The sequence below is a fragment of the Bradyrhizobium sp. RD5-C2 genome, assembly GCF_019972155.1.
GTDB lineage: Bacteria > Pseudomonadota > Alphaproteobacteria > Rhizobiales > Xanthobacteraceae > Bradyrhizobium.
In genome coordinates, this window is sequence record NZ_BOVL01000002.1 from 1 (window position 1) to 14,436 (window position 14,436).

The window sequence follows — 14,436 nt, forward strand, 5'->3', positions numbered from 1 at the left end:
CTGGTCTTTCCTTGGAACACTGAAGCTTCGCAACCTCAGCTTCCTCGGTTCAGACCAGATGGACAACCTCCTGAAAGAGCAAAGTTAGCCGAAGACGTAACCCGCCGCTCCTGCGTCGCGGCACCGTCGGCGGATTACGCCTTCGGCTAATCCACCCTGCACAGTATCACAACCCATCCGGTGGCAGGCCCGGTCCCGTCGCCGCGGGGCGGAGCTTGTCGCGCTTGCGCTCGCGGTAGAAGGCATAGAGGCCGGACGCGACGATGATCGCAGCGCCCGCGACCATCTGAATGTCCGGCTGGTGGCCGAAGGTGAGATAGCCGAGCAGCATCGCCCACAGCAGCGCCGAGTAGCGGAACGGCGCCACCGCCGAGATGTCGCCGGTGCGCAGCGACACGATGATGCATTGGTAGCCGATCAGGATCAGCACCGCGGCCAGCACCAGCAGGCCGAGCGCGTGGCCCGACGGCGGCCGCCAGCCGCCAAGCGGGACAAGAACGGCAGCGCCGGCCGTCGTCACCGTCACGGTGGTGAGCAGCGTAATGAACACGGTCGGCAGCTGTTTCGGGATGCGGCGGGTGGCGAGATCGCGCACCGCGCAGAAGCCGACTGACGCCAGCGCCAGCAGCGACGCCTGGCTAAAGCCCTCCGCCCCCGGCCGGACGATGACCAGCACGCCGATGAAGCCTGCGGCAATCGCAAGCCAGCGCCGCCAGCCGACCGGTTCGCCGAACACCAGCGCCGCCCCGAGCGTGATGACGAGCGGCAGCGCCTGGAAGATCGCCGACGCATTGGCGAGCGGGATCTGCGCGATCGCCGAAAGATAGGTCAGCGTGCCGCCGATCTCGCCCATGACGCGCAGTCCGACCGGCCAGATCAGCAGTGCGCCAAAACTGCGCAGCGCGTCGCGGTACCAGGCGAGTGCAGCGACCAGCACCATCGCGACCAGGCCGCGGACCAGCAGGATCTCGCCGATGTTGAGCTCGGCCGACACCGCCTTGGTGATGGTGTCGTTGGCCGTGAAGCTGGCCATGGCCGCAGCCATGAACAGGCTGCCGCGAAGATTCGGGGAAAGGGCCAAAGTGAAAGTGTCCGATCAGGACCAGGGCGGGCGTTGACCGGACTGCCTTGCCAAAGCGGCGCCGCGAACTCAAGTCACAGATGGCTACAATGCGGAAACATGCCGCACCACGCAGAAGCGGCGCGATTGTGCTACCTCGCCCCGCTCGTGCGGGGCGAGGTAAGGCGGAAGCAGAAGCGGCGCGAACCCTGGGGGATCGCGCCGCGTTTTCGGATCAGATTGCGCCGGCCTTCTGCGCGTATTCCCACGACGCCTGCGACAGCGGCACGGTGCGCTTGGCCGACTCGAGGGCCTTGGCATTCGCGGCGGTGCCATCGCGGACGCGGCCCGCAATGCCCTGCGTAATGCCCGCGAGGCGGAACAGGTTGTAGGAGAAGTACCAGTTCAGATCCGGCACAGCCATGCCGGTAACGTCGCAGTAGATCCGCGCGGCCTCGTCCTGGCTCGGAATGTTCAACGCCTTGAGGTCGGCATTGGCGAGGCCCGGCATGGTCCACTGCATCAACAGATAGGTGAAGTCGGCCATGGGATCGCCGAGCGTCGACAATTCCCAATCGAGCACCGCCTGCACCCGCGGCTCGGTGGCGTGGAAGATCATGTTGTCGAGGCGATAGTCGCCGTGCACGATCGAGACGCGCTTCTGCTCCGGCACTGTCTTGGGCAGCCACTCCGCGAGCTTCTCGAATTCGGGAATGTGCTGCGTCTCGGACGCACGGTACTGCTTGGTCCAGCGGTCGACCTGGCGCGCAAAATAATTGCCGGGCTTGCCGAAATCGCCGAGGCCGATCTTCTCGGGATCGAGCATGTGCAGCTTCGCCAGGGTCTCGATCTTGCTGGTGAAGATCTTGTGGCGTGCGGCTGGCTCCTGGCTCGGCAGCGTCGGGTCCCAGAACACCCGCCCCTCCTCCATCGACATGATGTAGAAGGCCGAGCCGATCACCGCATCGTCGGTGCACAGCGCGTAGGCTTTCGCGACCGGGAAATTCTGCTTGCCGAGCGCCGCGATGACGCGGAACTCGCGATCCACCGCATGGGCCGACGGCAACAATTTACCGAACGGACGGCGGCGCATCACGTAGTTGCGGCCGGGGGTCTCGAGCTTGTAGGTCGGGTTGGACTGGCCACCCTTGAACTGCAGGACCTTGAGCGGGCCCTGATAGCCCTCGACGTGTTCCTGCATCCAGGCCGCGAGGTTCGCCTCGTTGATACGATGGCGCTCCTCGACTTCCCTTGTGCCGGAAAATTCTTCGTCTTTCCTGACGCCGTCCGCCACGATGACGCTCCCTCAATTCAGTTTTTGGGGAGCGCCGTCGGACGCTCCTTCAATCAGGCTGGCACGCCAGCCTGATTTCTCTTTTTCATTCTGAGCACGATGTCAGCGCGAACGCCCTGCGGTCCGCGTCATGCTCAGTGCGACGTGTTTGCATACTTCCGAAGTTCAAGTCTGGCAATGGCGCGATTGTGCACCTCGTCCGGACCGTCCGCCAGCCGCAGCGTGCGGATGTGGGCATAGTCCTTGGCGAGTCCGGCCTCGTCGGAGACACCGCCGCCGCCATAGGCCTGGATCGCCTGGTCGATGATCTTCAGCGCCATGTTCGGAGCTGCGACCTTGATCATCGCGATCTCGGCCTGCGCGGTCTTGTTGCCGACCTTGTCCATCATGTCGGCGGCCTTGAGGCACAGCAGGCGGTTCATCTCGATATCGGTGCGGGCCTCGCCGATGCGCTGCTCCCAAACCGAATGCTCGATGATCTTCTTGCCGAACGCGGTGCGCGAGGCGAGCCGCTTCACCATTTTCTCCAGCGCCTCTTCGGCCTTGCCGATGGTGCGCATGCAGTGATGGATGCGGCCCGGGCCGAGACGGCCCTGCGCGATCTCGAAGCCGCGGCCTTCGCCGAGCAGGATGTTCTCCTTCGGCACACGGACGTTTTCGAGCAGCACCTGGGCATGGCCGTGCGGCGCATCGTCGAAGCCGAACACCGGCAGCATCTTCTCGACCTTGATGCCGGGGGTGTCGAGCGGCACCAGGATCTGCGACTGCTGCTGATGCTTGGCGGCGTTGAAGTCGGTCTTGCCCATCAGGATCGCGACCTTGCAGCGGGGATCGCCGACGCCCGACGACCACCATTTGCGGCCGTTGATGACGTAGTGATCGCCGTCCTTCTCGATCCGGGTCTCGATGTTGGTGGCGTCAGAGGACGCAACCGCGGGCTCGGTCATCAGGAAGGCGGAGCGGATCTCGCCGTCCATCAGCGGGCGCAGCCATTTGCGCTTCTGCTCCTTGGTGCCGTAGCGGATGAACACTTCCATGTTACCGGTATCGGGGGCGGAGCAGTTGAACACCTCGGACGCCCAAGAGATGTGGCCCATCTCTTCCGACAGCAGCGCGTATTCGAGGTTGCTCAATCCCGCGCCGTGGAATTCGTCGTCCTCATGCGAGGACGGCGGCATGAACATGTTCCAGAGGCCTTCGGCCTTTGCCTTCTTCTTCAGATCCTCGAGGATCGGGATCACCTTCCAGCGCGGGCCTTCGGCGTCCTGCTTGTCGTAGATCGGCACGGCGGGGCGGACATGCGTTTTCATGAAAGCCTGAACGCGCTCAAGCCATTCCTTCTGCCTGGCCGACATCGTGAAATCCATGGGACGCTCCTCGTTTCCTAGACTTGGGCCGCTGACCTGGCCGTGAACTCGGGCCCTGATTGGGTCTCGAACTTCGGCCTTGGCCTTTTGGGCAACATTGTTGACCCCGCCTCCTCGGTCCGCAAGGGCGTTCACGGAAACGGCGGCGGTGGTGTGCCAGAAAGTCGCCCCGCGATCAGCGGATTGACATTTCCGGCTCTTCAAACGATAGTTTCATACAAATGTTTGAAATGCAACTCCCTGTCGTCTTCGTCATTCCCCGGCATACCGCGGAATAACGGAAAGGCTCTCAGCCATGGCCAGCGACCAAACCAGATCCGCCATTCTCGCCGCCGCCGAGCGGCTCTATGCCGACCGCGGCTTCGGCGACGTCACGCTGCGCGACATCGTCGCGGAGGCGAACGTCAACCTCGCGGCGGTGAACTATCATTTCGGCTCCAAGGACGAATTGATCGCGGAACTGTTCGTCACCCGCAGCATCCAGACCAACCGCGAACGTCTCAATGAATTGAAGGCGGCCGAGGAAAGTGGCGGCGGCCGCGCCTCGATCGAGGACATCATGCGCGCCCTCGTCGGGCCCACTTTGCGCGGCTGCCTCGGACCCGATCGCGAGGGTTCGACCGCGGCGCGTTTCATGATCCGGGCCTCGATCGAATCCGTGCCGCCGATCCGTCGCATCAAGAATCGCGAGGTCGATCACTTGCGCAAATTCGCCGCCGCGATGCGCCGCGCGATGCCGGGCCGCGACGACACCGAGCTGTATTGGGGCCTGCACTTCGCGCTCGCGATGGCGCATCACACCATCCGCGAGAAGGAACGCCTGCTGCGGCTGTCGGAAGGCAAATGCGATCTCGACGACGTCCGCGCCATCATCGATCGCGTGGTCACGGTCTCGGTGATGGCGCTGACGATGGGCGACGTGCCGAGCAAGCCGGCGCTGCGGCCGGTCGTGGTGCACGGCCGGCTGACGCGCCAGGATCTGTAAGTGGCCCTGCCCTACACCATCGCGATGCAATCGATCTCGATGTCGAACGGCCCGGTCCATTCCGGGATGCAGACGAAGATCCGCGCCGGCAGATCATCCGCGAAGTATCTCCGGTAGATCGCGTTGAAGGTCGCGAAGTGCTTTGCCGAGGTGCAGAAGATGTTGCACTTCATCACATTGTCGAACGACGCGCCGGCGGCCTCGAGGCATTGCCTCAGCTGCTCCATCACCAGCTCACTCTGCCGCTCGATCGAGGCGCCGGCGGCGATCTCGCCGGTTGCCGGATCGAACGGCGGCAGGCCGGAGACAAAGATCATGTTGCCGGCGCGGGTGACCGCCGACGCCGGCGCCTTCCAGCGCTCCAGCCAGCTCGAGATCGGTTCGACGCGGACCACTTCCCGTTTCATGATTGGCACCTTCGATAAGGGATCGATGGCGCCAATCTAGCAGGCTCGTGTCAAGGATGCTTCGATACAAGTCGAAGTGTTATCGCGAGCCCCCTCTCGCTCCGTCATCCTGAGGTGCGAGCTCTTGCGAGCCTCGAAGGATGAACGGCCACCAGCCGGGCCGTTCACCCTTCGAGACGGCCGCTGCGCGGCCTCCTCAGGATGACGGAATTACGCGGCGTGGCTCCGGCGCGGGCCTACAGAATCCCCTGCGCCTTCAGCCCTTCGACCTTGGCGTCATCATAGCCGATGGTCGCCAGCACGTCCTTGGTGTCGGCCCCGAGCAGCGGCGGGGCGCGGTAGTCGGTGATCGGCGTGCCCGAGAAGGTCAGCGCGTTGCGGATCAGCGACAGGTTCGGCTCGAAGGGGTGATCGACCTTCACCCGCATGCCGCGCGACTGCACATGCGGATCGCTGAACACCTGCTCGAAATTGTTGATCGGGCCCGACGGCACGCCGGCCTCCTCGAGCTTGTCCAGCCAGTAGGCGACCGGATGCTTCAGGAACAGGCCGGCGAAGATCGCCATGATCTCCTTGCCGTGCACGACGCGGTCGTTGTTCTTGACGAAGCGCTTGTCGTTGGCGAGCTCGGGTTCGCCGAGCACGGCGCAGGTGCGCTGGAACTGGCCGTCATTGCCGACCACCAGCATCAATTCGCCGTCGGTGCAGCGGAACACGCCGGCCGGCATGCCGCCATTGCCCCAGGTGCCGCGGCGCGGCGGCATGTTGCCGTTGACGAGATAGATCTGCAGCCAGTGCGACAGTGAGGCGATCACGGTGTCGAACAGGCAGACGTCGACATGCTGCCCTTCGCCATTGTTGGCGTCGCGATTGTAGAGCGCCGACAGAATTCCGATCGAGGTGTTCATGCCGGTCATGTAGTCGACGATCGAGGGGCCGACCTTCATTGGGCCGGCGCCGGGCTCGCCGTCGATATGGCCGGTGACGCTCATCAGGCCACCCATCGCCTGCAGGATCGCGTCATAGCCGGCGCGCGTGGCGTAAGGGCCGGTCTGGCCGAAGCCAGTCACCGAGCAATAGATGATGCCGGGGTTGAGCTGCTTGATGGTGTCGTAGTCGAGGCCATAGCGCTTGAGGTCGCCGACCTTGTAGTTCTCCATCATCACGTCGACCGACTTGGCGAGCTCGCGGATGATCGCCTGCCCTTCGGGCTTGGCGATGTTGACCGTGACCGACTTCTTGTTGCGGTTGGCGCAGAGGTAGAACGAATTGTTGTTGTTCGCCTTGCCTTCGGGATCGGGGAGGTAGGGCGGGCCGAAGGCGCGGGCGTCGTCGCCGCCGCCGGGCCGCTCGATCTTGATCACCTCGGCGCCGAGATCCGCGAGCATCTGGGCCGACAGCGGGCCCGCGAGCACCCGCGTCAGGTCGAGAATCTTGATGCCCGAAAGTGGCAGAGCCGACATGAACGTTCCTCCGAAATCTTGCTCAATCTTGATTATCCGGCGCCGGACCGTGCCTTGCACGTGTCCTGCCCCCGTCTTGGGCGCGCCAGAGCTTGCCGATACACCATTTTGGCGCCGCGAGCACTGCATTGTCGGCATGAAGCTATCCCCGTGTGGCGCAGCGGCGGAGTCCTTCGGGAACCGGCCGCGAGGATCGGCCGATTGCCGCCACGCGAAATTGTGAAGTTGGCCGACACCGATTTGCCCCAGCGTCAGCGGTACTTTACCGCGACGAGGAGGACATCATGCGGACATTCACGACGGCCGGGCTGCTGATGCTGCTTGCGGCCGCAATGCCGGCAGCCTATGCGCGTGGCGGCCATGGCCATGGTGGCGGTCTGCACGGCATGCATGCCGGCGGCGCCAGTCGCGGCGGCGGATTTGCTGCCGACAGACGCCACGCCGACGACCCCTACACCAAGGCGGCCTCCGACGAGGAGGACCGCCTGCTCAACAGCAAGCTGAAGAGCATCTGCCGCGGCTGCTAGGACGCGGACTCATTCTAGAGTCAAAACACATCGATCGTCGGAAACCGGGCATCCCCGGTGATGCAATCCCAAAGGTAGATTGCAAGGCCGATGTCACCGGTCCAAAGCGAATACCGGCCGCGGCCGGTAACCATCTGGGCGCCACGAAACTGGACGATGGCCGTCATGGCGAACTGGCGCGCGCGGTCGAGCCAGATCGGATCATTCGTGCGTCGGTAGAGCTTGAGGAATGCGTAGCCGTTTCCACCCGTGCCGTGGCAAAGGTTCGAGCCCTTTGTCAGCGGTCCGGCGGCCCAGGCAAAGCGCCCGCCATCCAGCAGCAGCGCGTCAAATTCCGGCGTAGCGAACGGCGCGTCCGCAAAGCTCGTCACCATTCCCGGCGCGCCGTGACAATGCTGGCATATGAAAAGCCGCTTCTCGCGCTTGCTTCTCGGGCCCCATGTCGTGCCAATGTCGTAGCGCCACGCATTCGCTTCAAGCGAATTCGGCACGAATTCGGCGACGTGCGCCTGCTGCACTGCCGTCAACCAATCCCATCCGAGCAATAACGGGATCACGTTGCCGGCAAAGCCGTGAACCGGCCCGAGAAAGCGATCCTTGGCACCGTAGAGATCCTGGGTCCAAAGTGGACCTTGCGGCGTATCCTCCAGTTCGGCCAACAGCCGCGCCGCCTGCACTTCGAACAGGCCGCGCCATCTCAATTCCCCGGTCATCCTGCTCATGTGGACTGCCGCGACCATCGACCCCGGCATTCCCCACATCAGCTCCCGGATCGGCAGTTCATTGTTTGCTTCGGCCCGCCTATAGACTAGGTCGGCGAGGCTCGATGTCGGCTCAAGGCGCATTGCGAGAAGTGCCGCCCCCATGTCGCCGCGAAGCAGCGAGCCATGCTTCTCATAATCGGGCAGCGAACTGGCGTCGTGGTCGATGACGGTCTGCTCGATCAGCTTCGGCAGCACGGGGCGGAAATCGCCGGCGACCTGGGTAGCCCCCGCGCGGTGCAAGTAATCCAGTGCCCAGATGACCCCGGCCGCCCCCTTGTAGAAGCTGGGATCACCGTCTCCTCCACCGTCTTCACTCGGATGAGCCGGCCAGAACGTATCGGGATGGAAATGTGCGACCGCATCGGCCGCAATTTCTTCGATCGTGCCCCGAACAGCCGATTCATTCCAGGCGTCCGGCGCAAGCAGACGATGACGTCCCGCGGTAATCATGGCGTAGCGGCTCCTGCTCCTGAGCGCTGTCCATCTGTACTTCAGGTGAGGCAAGTAAGGATGGCACGATTGAACGAAAGCTATCCAAAAGCATGCCGCGCGGCAAACCAGCTGCACCACCTGAAGGCGCGGCGCAGCGATGAGGCGTCAAGTCGGCGCCGGGTCTCAGGACGCGATCGCCTGCTGCGGCCGCGCGGTGGCGCCGATCAGCTTGCCGATCTCGGGCTTGCAGCCGCCGCAATTGGTGCCGGCCTTGAGGCAGCGGCCGATCGCCTCGACACTGTCGGCGCCCTTCCTGATCTCTGCGGTGATCTGGTGCCGTCCGACGCTGAAGCAGGAGCAGACGATCGGCCCGACATCCTCGCCCGCGCCGAACGGCCGCCCGGCCAGCAGCGCCATCCGCGCATTGGCCGACAATTGCTGCTCGGCGAACAACCCGGCCAGCCACGCCCGCGATGGCAGCACGTGATCGGGCGCGATGAACACGCAGCCCTCGAGCCGGCCCTCGCGCACCGCAGCATAGCGGAAGCGGCCGGCGGCCGGATCGCGATAGGCGATCCATTCGATCTCGACGCCTTCGAGGCCGAGCTGCGCCCGCGCCCAATCGCGCCAGCTCTCCGGGCGGACGTCGAGCGCGAGCTCCAGCCGCGTGCAATCGCCGGCCTTGCCGTAAACCCAGTAGCCGCTTGCCGGACGCTTGATCGCATCGCGGCTCAAGATGAAGGCGTGCCATTTCGGCGCGTAAGGATCGGCCTTGACCGGCGTGTGCTTGGACTCCGGCTGGCCGGACAGCGGATCGACCACCGGATTGACCAGCGCGTTGACGCGGCCCTCGCCAGCGAATTCCTCGTTCCAGTGCATCGGCACGAACACGCAGCCACGGCGCTGGTCGGCGCTGACCACGACGCGCGCAATCATCTCGCCCCAGCTGCTGGTCAGCCGCACCAGTCCTTCGTTTTGCAGCCCGGCCTGCCGCGCATCCTCAGGGTGAAACTCGGCATAGGGCTCGAAGATATGCGACAGCAGCCGTCCGGTTTTCCCGGTCCGGGTCATGGTGTGCCACTGATCTCTGATACGACCGGTGTTGAGCACCAGCGGAAAGTCGCGGCTGGTCGCATGCTGCGCCGCGCGCGGCGCGACCGGCACGAAGCGCGCCTTGCGGTCGGGCGTGAAAAACTTCTGGCTCTCGAACATCCGCGGCGTGCCGGCCGGATGGTCCGATGTCACCGGCCACTGCACCGGCGCCAGCGCGTCATAGGCGCGATCATCGAGCGCAGCCAGCGCCGAGATATCGAAATCGCGCTGGCCTTGATTCTCGAAGCCCGACAATTCGGCGTGCTCGCGGAACACCTCCGCGACCGAGGCGTAGTCGAAGCCGGAATATCCCATACGACTGGCGACGTCGCGGATGATGCGCCAGTCGGCGCGCGCCTCGCCTGGTGCTGCGAGGAACGGCCGCTGCCGCGAGATCCGGCGCTCCGAATTGGTGACGGTGCCGTCCTTCTCGCCCCACGCCAGCGCCGGCAGCAGCACATCGGCATGCCGCGTGGTGTCAGTGTCGCGCATGCAATCCGTCACCACGACGAGCTCACACGCGTCGAGCGCCGCACGCGCGCGATCGGCATCGGGCAGGCTCACCACCGGATTGGTCGAGATGATCCACACCGCCTTGATGCGTCCGTCGGCGACGGCGTCGAACATGTCGACCGCTTTCAGCCCGCCCTTCTCCGCAATGACAGGCGCGCGCCAGAAGCGCTGCACCAGCTCGCGATGCGCGGGATTCTCGATTTCCATGTGCGCGGCAAGCTGGTTGGCGAGCCCGCCGACCTCGCGGCCGCCCATCGCGTTGGGCTGGCCGGTGAGCGAGAACGGACCCATGCCGGGACGGCCGATGCGCCCGGTCAACAGATGGCAATTGATGATGGCGTTGACTTTGTCGACGCCGCTCGACGACTGGTTGATGCCCTGCGAATACAGCGTGACGACGCGCTCGGTCTTCGTGAACCAGTCGAAGAACAGTCCGACCGCGCCTTCGCTCAGCCCACACGTCGCGGCGGTCTGCGCCAGGGTCTGGCCTGCCACCTGCTTGAGGGCGTCGACGATCCCCGTCGTGCAATTGCCGACAAAGCCGCGATCGACCGCGCTGCTGCCGGCGAGGAATGCGAACAGCCCGTTGAACAGCACGCTGTCGCTACCCGAGCGCAGCGGCAGATGCAGATCGGCGCCCTCGCAGGTCGCGGTGCGGCGCGGATCGATCACCACGATCTTGCACGCCGGGTTCTTCTCCTTAGCCGCCAGCATGCGCTGGTGCAGGATCGGATGGCACCAGGCGGCGTTGGAGCCGACCAGCACCAGCAGGTCGGCCTGCTCGAGGTCCTCGTAGCAGCCCGGCACGGTGTCGCTGCCGAAGGCGCGCTTGTGCCCCGCGACGCTGGAGGCCATGCACAGCCGCGAATTGGTGTCGATATTGGCGGTGCCGACAAAGCCCTTGGCGAGCTTATTGATGACGTAATAGTCCTCGGTCAGCAGCTGGCCGGAGACATAGAACGCGACCGCATCGGGCCCGTGCTCGCGAATGACCTTGTTAAAGCCATCGGCGACGCGATCGAGCGCGTCGTCCCACGCCGTGGGCACGCCGTCGACGACAGGCTCGAGCAAACGCCCATCGAGATCGATGGTCTCGGCGAGCGCCGAGCCCTTGCTGCAGAGCCGGCCGAAATTGGCCGGATGCTGCTTGTCTCCCTCAACCTGGACCGCGCCCGCCGCGTCCTTCGACGCGATGACGCCACAACCGACACCGCAATAGGGACACGTGGTCTTGACGGGCATGGCTGGCCGATCCTTGCCCGCTCAGCTCACCGCGGCCGCCTGACGCACCGACAGCCAGACAACGCCGTTCTCGACCTTGGCCGGATGGGTATGCGTGCAGCCCTCGTCGGGTGCGACCGCCTGGCCACTGGCCAGCTCGATGACGAAATTATGCAGCGGACAGGTCACGCGCTTGTTGTGCACGATGCCCTGCGACAGCGGCCCGCCCTTGTGCGGGCACCGATCGTCGAGCGCGAACACCTCGTCGCTCTCGGTCCGGAACACCGCGATGTTGCCGCCCGGCGTGCGCACCACGCGCGAGCCGAGCCGCGGAATGTCGTCGAGCGCGCCGATTTCGATCCAGCTGGTCATGCGAGCTCCAATTCGGCGAGAGGCGCGAACTCGTTGCGGTCGACGCCGCGGCTGGCGCGCTCGGCCCACGGATCGGTCTGCGCGAACTGCTGCGAATGGGCAAAGCGGGCGAACAGCGCCTTGCGGTTCGCGATGTCGTCGACCACCCGCTTCCTGATCTGCTCCAGACCGACGCGGTCGCACCATTTGTACATGCGCTCGAGATACCAGCCCTCCTCGCGGTAGAGCTGAGTCAGCGCCACGATCACCTCGAGCGTCTCGTCCTCGGTCTCGACCTTGGTCAGGAACTCGGTGCCCTTGATGTGCAAGCCCGCGGCGCCGGCGAAATGGATCTCGTAACCGGAATCGACGCAGACCACGCCGACGTCCTTGCAGGTCGCCTCCGCGCAATTGCGCGGGCAGCCGGAGACGCCGAGCTTGACCTTGGCCGGCGTCCAAGAGCCCCACATGAACTTCTCGAGCTTGACGCCGAGACCGGTGGAGTCCTGGGTGCCGAAGCGGCACCATTCGGAGCCGACGCAGGTCTTCACCGTGCGCAGGCCCTTGGCGTAGGCATGGCCCGACACCATGCCGGCGTCGTTGAGATCGGCCCACACCGCCGGAAGGTCCTCCTTCTTGACGCCGAGCAGGTCGATGCGCTGACCGCCGGTGACCTTCACCGTCGGGATGTTGAACTTCTCGGCGACATCGGCGATGGCGCGCAGCTCGCTCGGCGTGGTGACGCCGCCCCACATCCGCGGCACCACCGAATAGGTGCCATCCTTCTGGATGTTGGCGTGGACGCGCTCGTTGATGAAGCGCGACTGCTGATCGTCGCGATATTCGCCCGGCCAGGTCGCGAGCAGGTAGTAATTGAGCGCCGGACGGCAGGAATGGCAGCCGTTGAGCGTCTTCCACTCCATGAAGCGCATGACGGCGGGAATGGTCTTGAGCTGCTGCTCGACGATGACGCGGCGGACGTCGTCGTGGCTGTGATCGGTGCACTTGCACAGCGGCTTGACCTTCGGCGCCGCCGAATAGTCGCCGCCGAGCGTGAACGCCAGCACCTGCTCGACGAGGCCGGTGCAGGAGCCGCAGGACGATGACGCCTTGGTATGGGCGCGGACGTCGTCGAGCGTGAACAGCTTCTTCTCGGAGATCGCCTTGACGATCGCGCCCTTGCAGACGCCGTTGCAGCCGCAGATCTCGGTCTCGTCGCTCATCGCGGCAACCGAGTTCTGGCCGTTGACGCCGCCGTCGCCGAGATTGGCGGCGCCGAACACCAGGCGCTCGCGCATGTGCGAGACGTCAGTGCCGTCGCGCAAATGCTGGAAGTACCAGGGGCCGTCGATGGTGTCGCCATAGAGCACGGCGCCGACGATCTTCTTGTCCTTCAGGATGATGCGCTTGTAGACGCCGCGATTGGCGTCCTGCAGCACGATCTCCTCCTTGTCCGGGCCCGGCGCGAAGTCGCCGGCCGAGAACAGGTCGATGCCGGTGACCTTCAGCTTGGTCGAGGTGACCGAGCCGTCATAGGTGGCAAAGCCCTTCATCGCGAGATGGTTGGCGCAGACCTTGGCCTGGTCGAACAGCGGCGCGACCAGACCGTAGGTCTGGCGGCGATGCTGCACGCATTCGCCGACCGCATAGATGCGGCCGTCATAGGTCTGCATGGTGTCGGAGACGACGATGCCGCGTTCGCAGTAGAGCCCCGCCTTCTTGGCGAGCTCGAAGTTCGGACGGATGCCGACCGCCATCACCACGAGATCGGCCGCCAGCTCGGTGCCGTCTCCGAAGCGCACGCCGGTGACGCGGTCCTCGCCCAGGATCGCCTGGGTCTGCGCCGGCATCTTGAACACCATGCCGCGCTCTTCCAGCGACTTGCGCAAGAGACCGCCGGCCACGGGATCGAGCTGGCGCTCCATCAAGGTGTCGAGCAGATGCACGACCGTGACGTTCATGCCGCGCTTCATCAGCCCGTTGGCGGCTTCGAGGCCCAACAGGCCGCCGCCGATTACGACCGCGTTGCGATAGTCGGTCGAGGCCTTGATCATGCGGTCGACGTCATAGATGTCTCGGAAGCCGATCACGCCCGGCAGGTCCTTGCCCGGCAGCGGCAGCATGATCGGATTTGAGCCGGTCGCGATCAGCAGGCGGTCATAGGGCACGCGCTCGCCTGCCTCGGTGACGACTTCACAGGTGCGGCGATCGATCATGCTGATCGTCTCGCCCTTGCGCAGCGTGATGTTGTTGTCTTCGTACCAGTCGACGGTGTTGAGCATGATGTCGTCGACGGTCTTCTCGCCGGCGAGCACCGGCGACAGCAGGATGCGGTTGTAATTGCCGTACGGCTCGGAACCGAACACCGTGATGTCGTAGAGATCTGGGGCGCGCTCGAGCAGCGCCTCGACCGTGCGGATGCCGGCCATCCCGTTGCCGATCACCACGAGCTTCTGCTTGGTCACTTTGTCGAGCATGGTCTGCCTTTCAATTCCGACGGCGCTATCCAGCGACGCGGCGTGCGTCGTTGATAGGCACCGATAAAGGTTTGGAGTTGTAGGAAGCCCAGCCGCGGGCGCAGACCGTCTTCGATGACGACCGATGTTCCGTTACTGACTGATATTCAAGACGCGTGCCAACTCGGCCCGAGCGAATATGGCAGCAAAATCAACGGCTTTTCTGCGACCTCGCATGTGCCTGATGCCGCGGCGCGCGTCCGGCTGGCCGATTTTTTAGCCACGCCGATGATCTCTTGTGCATCACAACATCAGCGGCCGCGGCCGCAATCGTGAACCCGCCATTGATACGTCATCGCGCGCTCGTGACGCATCGCACAAGAAAGCATCAGCATGCGCGTTTGCGCGGCGGCGCTTGCTGCAAGCCACGCCAATTCCGAGCGCCGAACTTGGTTCGCGATCTCGCGGCAACGTCTTGCGACTGCAAGGCAAAGCGACGCGATC

The 14,436-nt window shown here is 64.7% G+C and carries 12 protein-coding genes; 3 read left to right on the forward strand and 9 right to left on the reverse strand.

The window, feature by feature from the left end:
* Window positions 1–166 precede the first annotated feature (166 nt).
* From BraRD5C2_RS00850 to BraRD5C2_RS00860, 3 genes are all read right to left on the reverse strand, one after another.
* Window positions 167–1,081: a DMT family transporter gene (locus tag BraRD5C2_RS00850; RefSeq protein ID WP_223966181.1), complete on the reverse strand. Its 915-nt coding sequence runs from the start codon at window positions 1,079–1,081 to the stop codon at window positions 167–169.
* Window positions 1,082–1,295: 214 nt separating this feature from the next.
* Window positions 1,296–2,354, reverse strand: a complete 1,059-nt coding sequence (locus BraRD5C2_RS00855) for a phosphotransferase family protein (protein WP_223966182.1) — start codon at window positions 2,352–2,354, stop codon at window positions 1,296–1,298.
* Window positions 2,355–2,488: 134 nt separating this feature from the next.
* On the reverse strand, window positions 2,489–3,721 hold the full coding sequence (locus tag BraRD5C2_RS00860; protein WP_212309687.1) for an acyl-CoA dehydrogenase family protein: 1,233 nt from the start codon (window positions 3,719–3,721) through the stop codon (window positions 2,489–2,491).
* 295 nt (window positions 3,722–4,016) lie between these two features.
* Between BraRD5C2_RS00860 and BraRD5C2_RS00865 the strand changes: the two genes are divergently transcribed.
* Window positions 4,017–4,706: a TetR/AcrR family transcriptional regulator gene (locus BraRD5C2_RS00865; RefSeq protein ID WP_176530624.1), complete on the forward strand. Its 690-nt coding sequence runs from the start codon at window positions 4,017–4,019 to the stop codon at window positions 4,704–4,706.
* A gap of 11 nt (window positions 4,707–4,717) precedes the next feature.
* Here the strand turns inward: BraRD5C2_RS00865 and BraRD5C2_RS00870 are convergent, their stop codons facing one another.
* Together BraRD5C2_RS00870 and BraRD5C2_RS00875 are read right to left on the reverse strand one after the other, a co-directional pair.
* Window positions 4,718–5,113 (reverse strand): Rid family hydrolase, encoded by a 396-nt coding sequence (locus BraRD5C2_RS00870; RefSeq protein WP_223966183.1) that lies wholly within the window; start codon window positions 5,111–5,113, stop codon window positions 4,718–4,720.
* 236 nt (window positions 5,114–5,349) lie between these two features.
* Window positions 5,350–6,576 carry a CaiB/BaiF CoA transferase family protein gene (locus BraRD5C2_RS00875; protein WP_223966184.1) on the reverse strand — a complete coding sequence of 409 codons (1,227 nt, stop codon included), beginning with the start codon at window positions 6,574–6,576 and terminating at the stop codon, window positions 5,350–5,352.
* Window positions 6,577–6,860: 284 nt separating this feature from the next.
* On the opposite strand from BraRD5C2_RS00875, the gene BraRD5C2_RS00880 reads away from it, so the two are divergent.
* Window positions 6,861–7,103: a hypothetical protein gene (locus tag BraRD5C2_RS00880; protein ID WP_223966185.1), complete on the forward strand. Its 243-nt coding sequence runs from the start codon at window positions 6,861–6,863 to the stop codon at window positions 7,101–7,103.
* 20 nt (window positions 7,104–7,123) lie between these two features.
* On the opposite strand, the gene BraRD5C2_RS00885 is transcribed toward BraRD5C2_RS00880, so the two are convergent.
* From BraRD5C2_RS00885 to nirB, 4 genes are all read right to left on the reverse strand, one after another.
* A complete protein-coding gene (locus BraRD5C2_RS00885; RefSeq protein ID WP_223966187.1) occupies window positions 7,124–8,317 on the reverse strand; it encodes a lanthionine synthetase C family protein in 1,194 nt (397 codons plus the stop codon).
* Window positions 8,318–8,482: 165 nt separating this feature from the next.
* Window positions 8,483–11,146 (reverse strand): nitrate reductase, encoded by a 2,664-nt coding sequence (locus BraRD5C2_RS00890; RefSeq protein WP_223966189.1) that lies wholly within the window; start codon window positions 11,144–11,146, stop codon window positions 8,483–8,485.
* A 21-nt stretch (window positions 11,147–11,167) separates the two neighbouring features.
* Window positions 11,168–11,497: a nitrite reductase small subunit NirD gene (gene nirD, locus BraRD5C2_RS00895; RefSeq protein ID WP_074130559.1), complete on the reverse strand. Its 330-nt coding sequence runs from the start codon at window positions 11,495–11,497 to the stop codon at window positions 11,168–11,170.
* The gene (gene nirB / locus BraRD5C2_RS00900) at window positions 11,494–13,953 is read right to left on the reverse strand and encodes a nitrite reductase large subunit NirB (RefSeq protein WP_223966191.1); all 2,460 of its coding nucleotides are present in this window, start codon (window positions 13,951–13,953) and stop codon (window positions 11,494–11,496) included. Before nirB ends, nirD begins: the two co-directional genes overlap by 4 nt.
* A gap of 114 nt (window positions 13,954–14,067) precedes the next feature.
* On the opposite strand from nirB, the gene BraRD5C2_RS00905 reads away from it, so the two are divergent.
* A complete protein-coding gene (locus tag BraRD5C2_RS00905; RefSeq protein ID WP_223966193.1) occupies window positions 14,068–14,268 on the forward strand; it encodes a hypothetical protein in 201 nt (66 codons plus the stop codon).
* Window positions 14,269–14,436 lie beyond the last annotated feature (168 nt).

What these genes read in the sequence shown, in the direction of transcription:
- BraRD5C2_RS00860 (WP_212309687.1), bottom strand. Translation starts at nt 3,721, where the DNA reads ATGGATTTCACGATGTCGGCCAGGCAGAAGGAATGGCTTGAGCGCGTT.
- BraRD5C2_RS00865 (WP_176530624.1), top strand. Translation starts at nt 4,017, where the DNA reads ATGGCCAGCGACCAAACCAGATCCGCCATTCTCGCCGCCGCCGAGCGG.
- BraRD5C2_RS00870 (WP_223966183.1), bottom strand. Translation starts at nt 5,113, where the DNA reads ATGAAACGGGAAGTGGTCCGCGTCGAACCGATCTCGAGCTGGCTGGAG.
- BraRD5C2_RS00875 (WP_223966184.1), bottom strand. Translation starts at nt 6,576, where the DNA reads ATGTCGGCTCTGCCACTTTCGGGCATCAAGATTCTCGACCTGACGCGG.
- BraRD5C2_RS00880 (WP_223966185.1), top strand. Translation starts at nt 6,861, where the DNA reads ATGCGGACATTCACGACGGCCGGGCTGCTGATGCTGCTTGCGGCCGCA.
- BraRD5C2_RS00885 (WP_223966187.1), bottom strand. Translation starts at nt 8,317, where the DNA reads ATGATTACCGCGGGACGTCATCGTCTGCTTGCGCCGGACGCCTGGAAT.
- BraRD5C2_RS00890 (WP_223966189.1), bottom strand. Translation starts at nt 11,146, where the DNA reads ATGCCCGTCAAGACCACGTGTCCCTATTGCGGTGTCGGTTGTGGCGTC.
- nirD (WP_074130559.1), bottom strand. Translation starts at nt 11,497, where the DNA reads ATGACCAGCTGGATCGAAATCGGCGCGCTCGACGACATTCCGCGGCTC.
- nirB (WP_223966191.1), bottom strand. Translation starts at nt 13,953, where the DNA reads ATGCTCGACAAAGTGACCAAGCAGAAGCTCGTGGTGATCGGCAACGGG.
- BraRD5C2_RS00905 (WP_223966193.1), top strand. Translation starts at nt 14,068, where the DNA reads ATGACGACCGATGTTCCGTTACTGACTGATATTCAAGACGCGTGCCAA.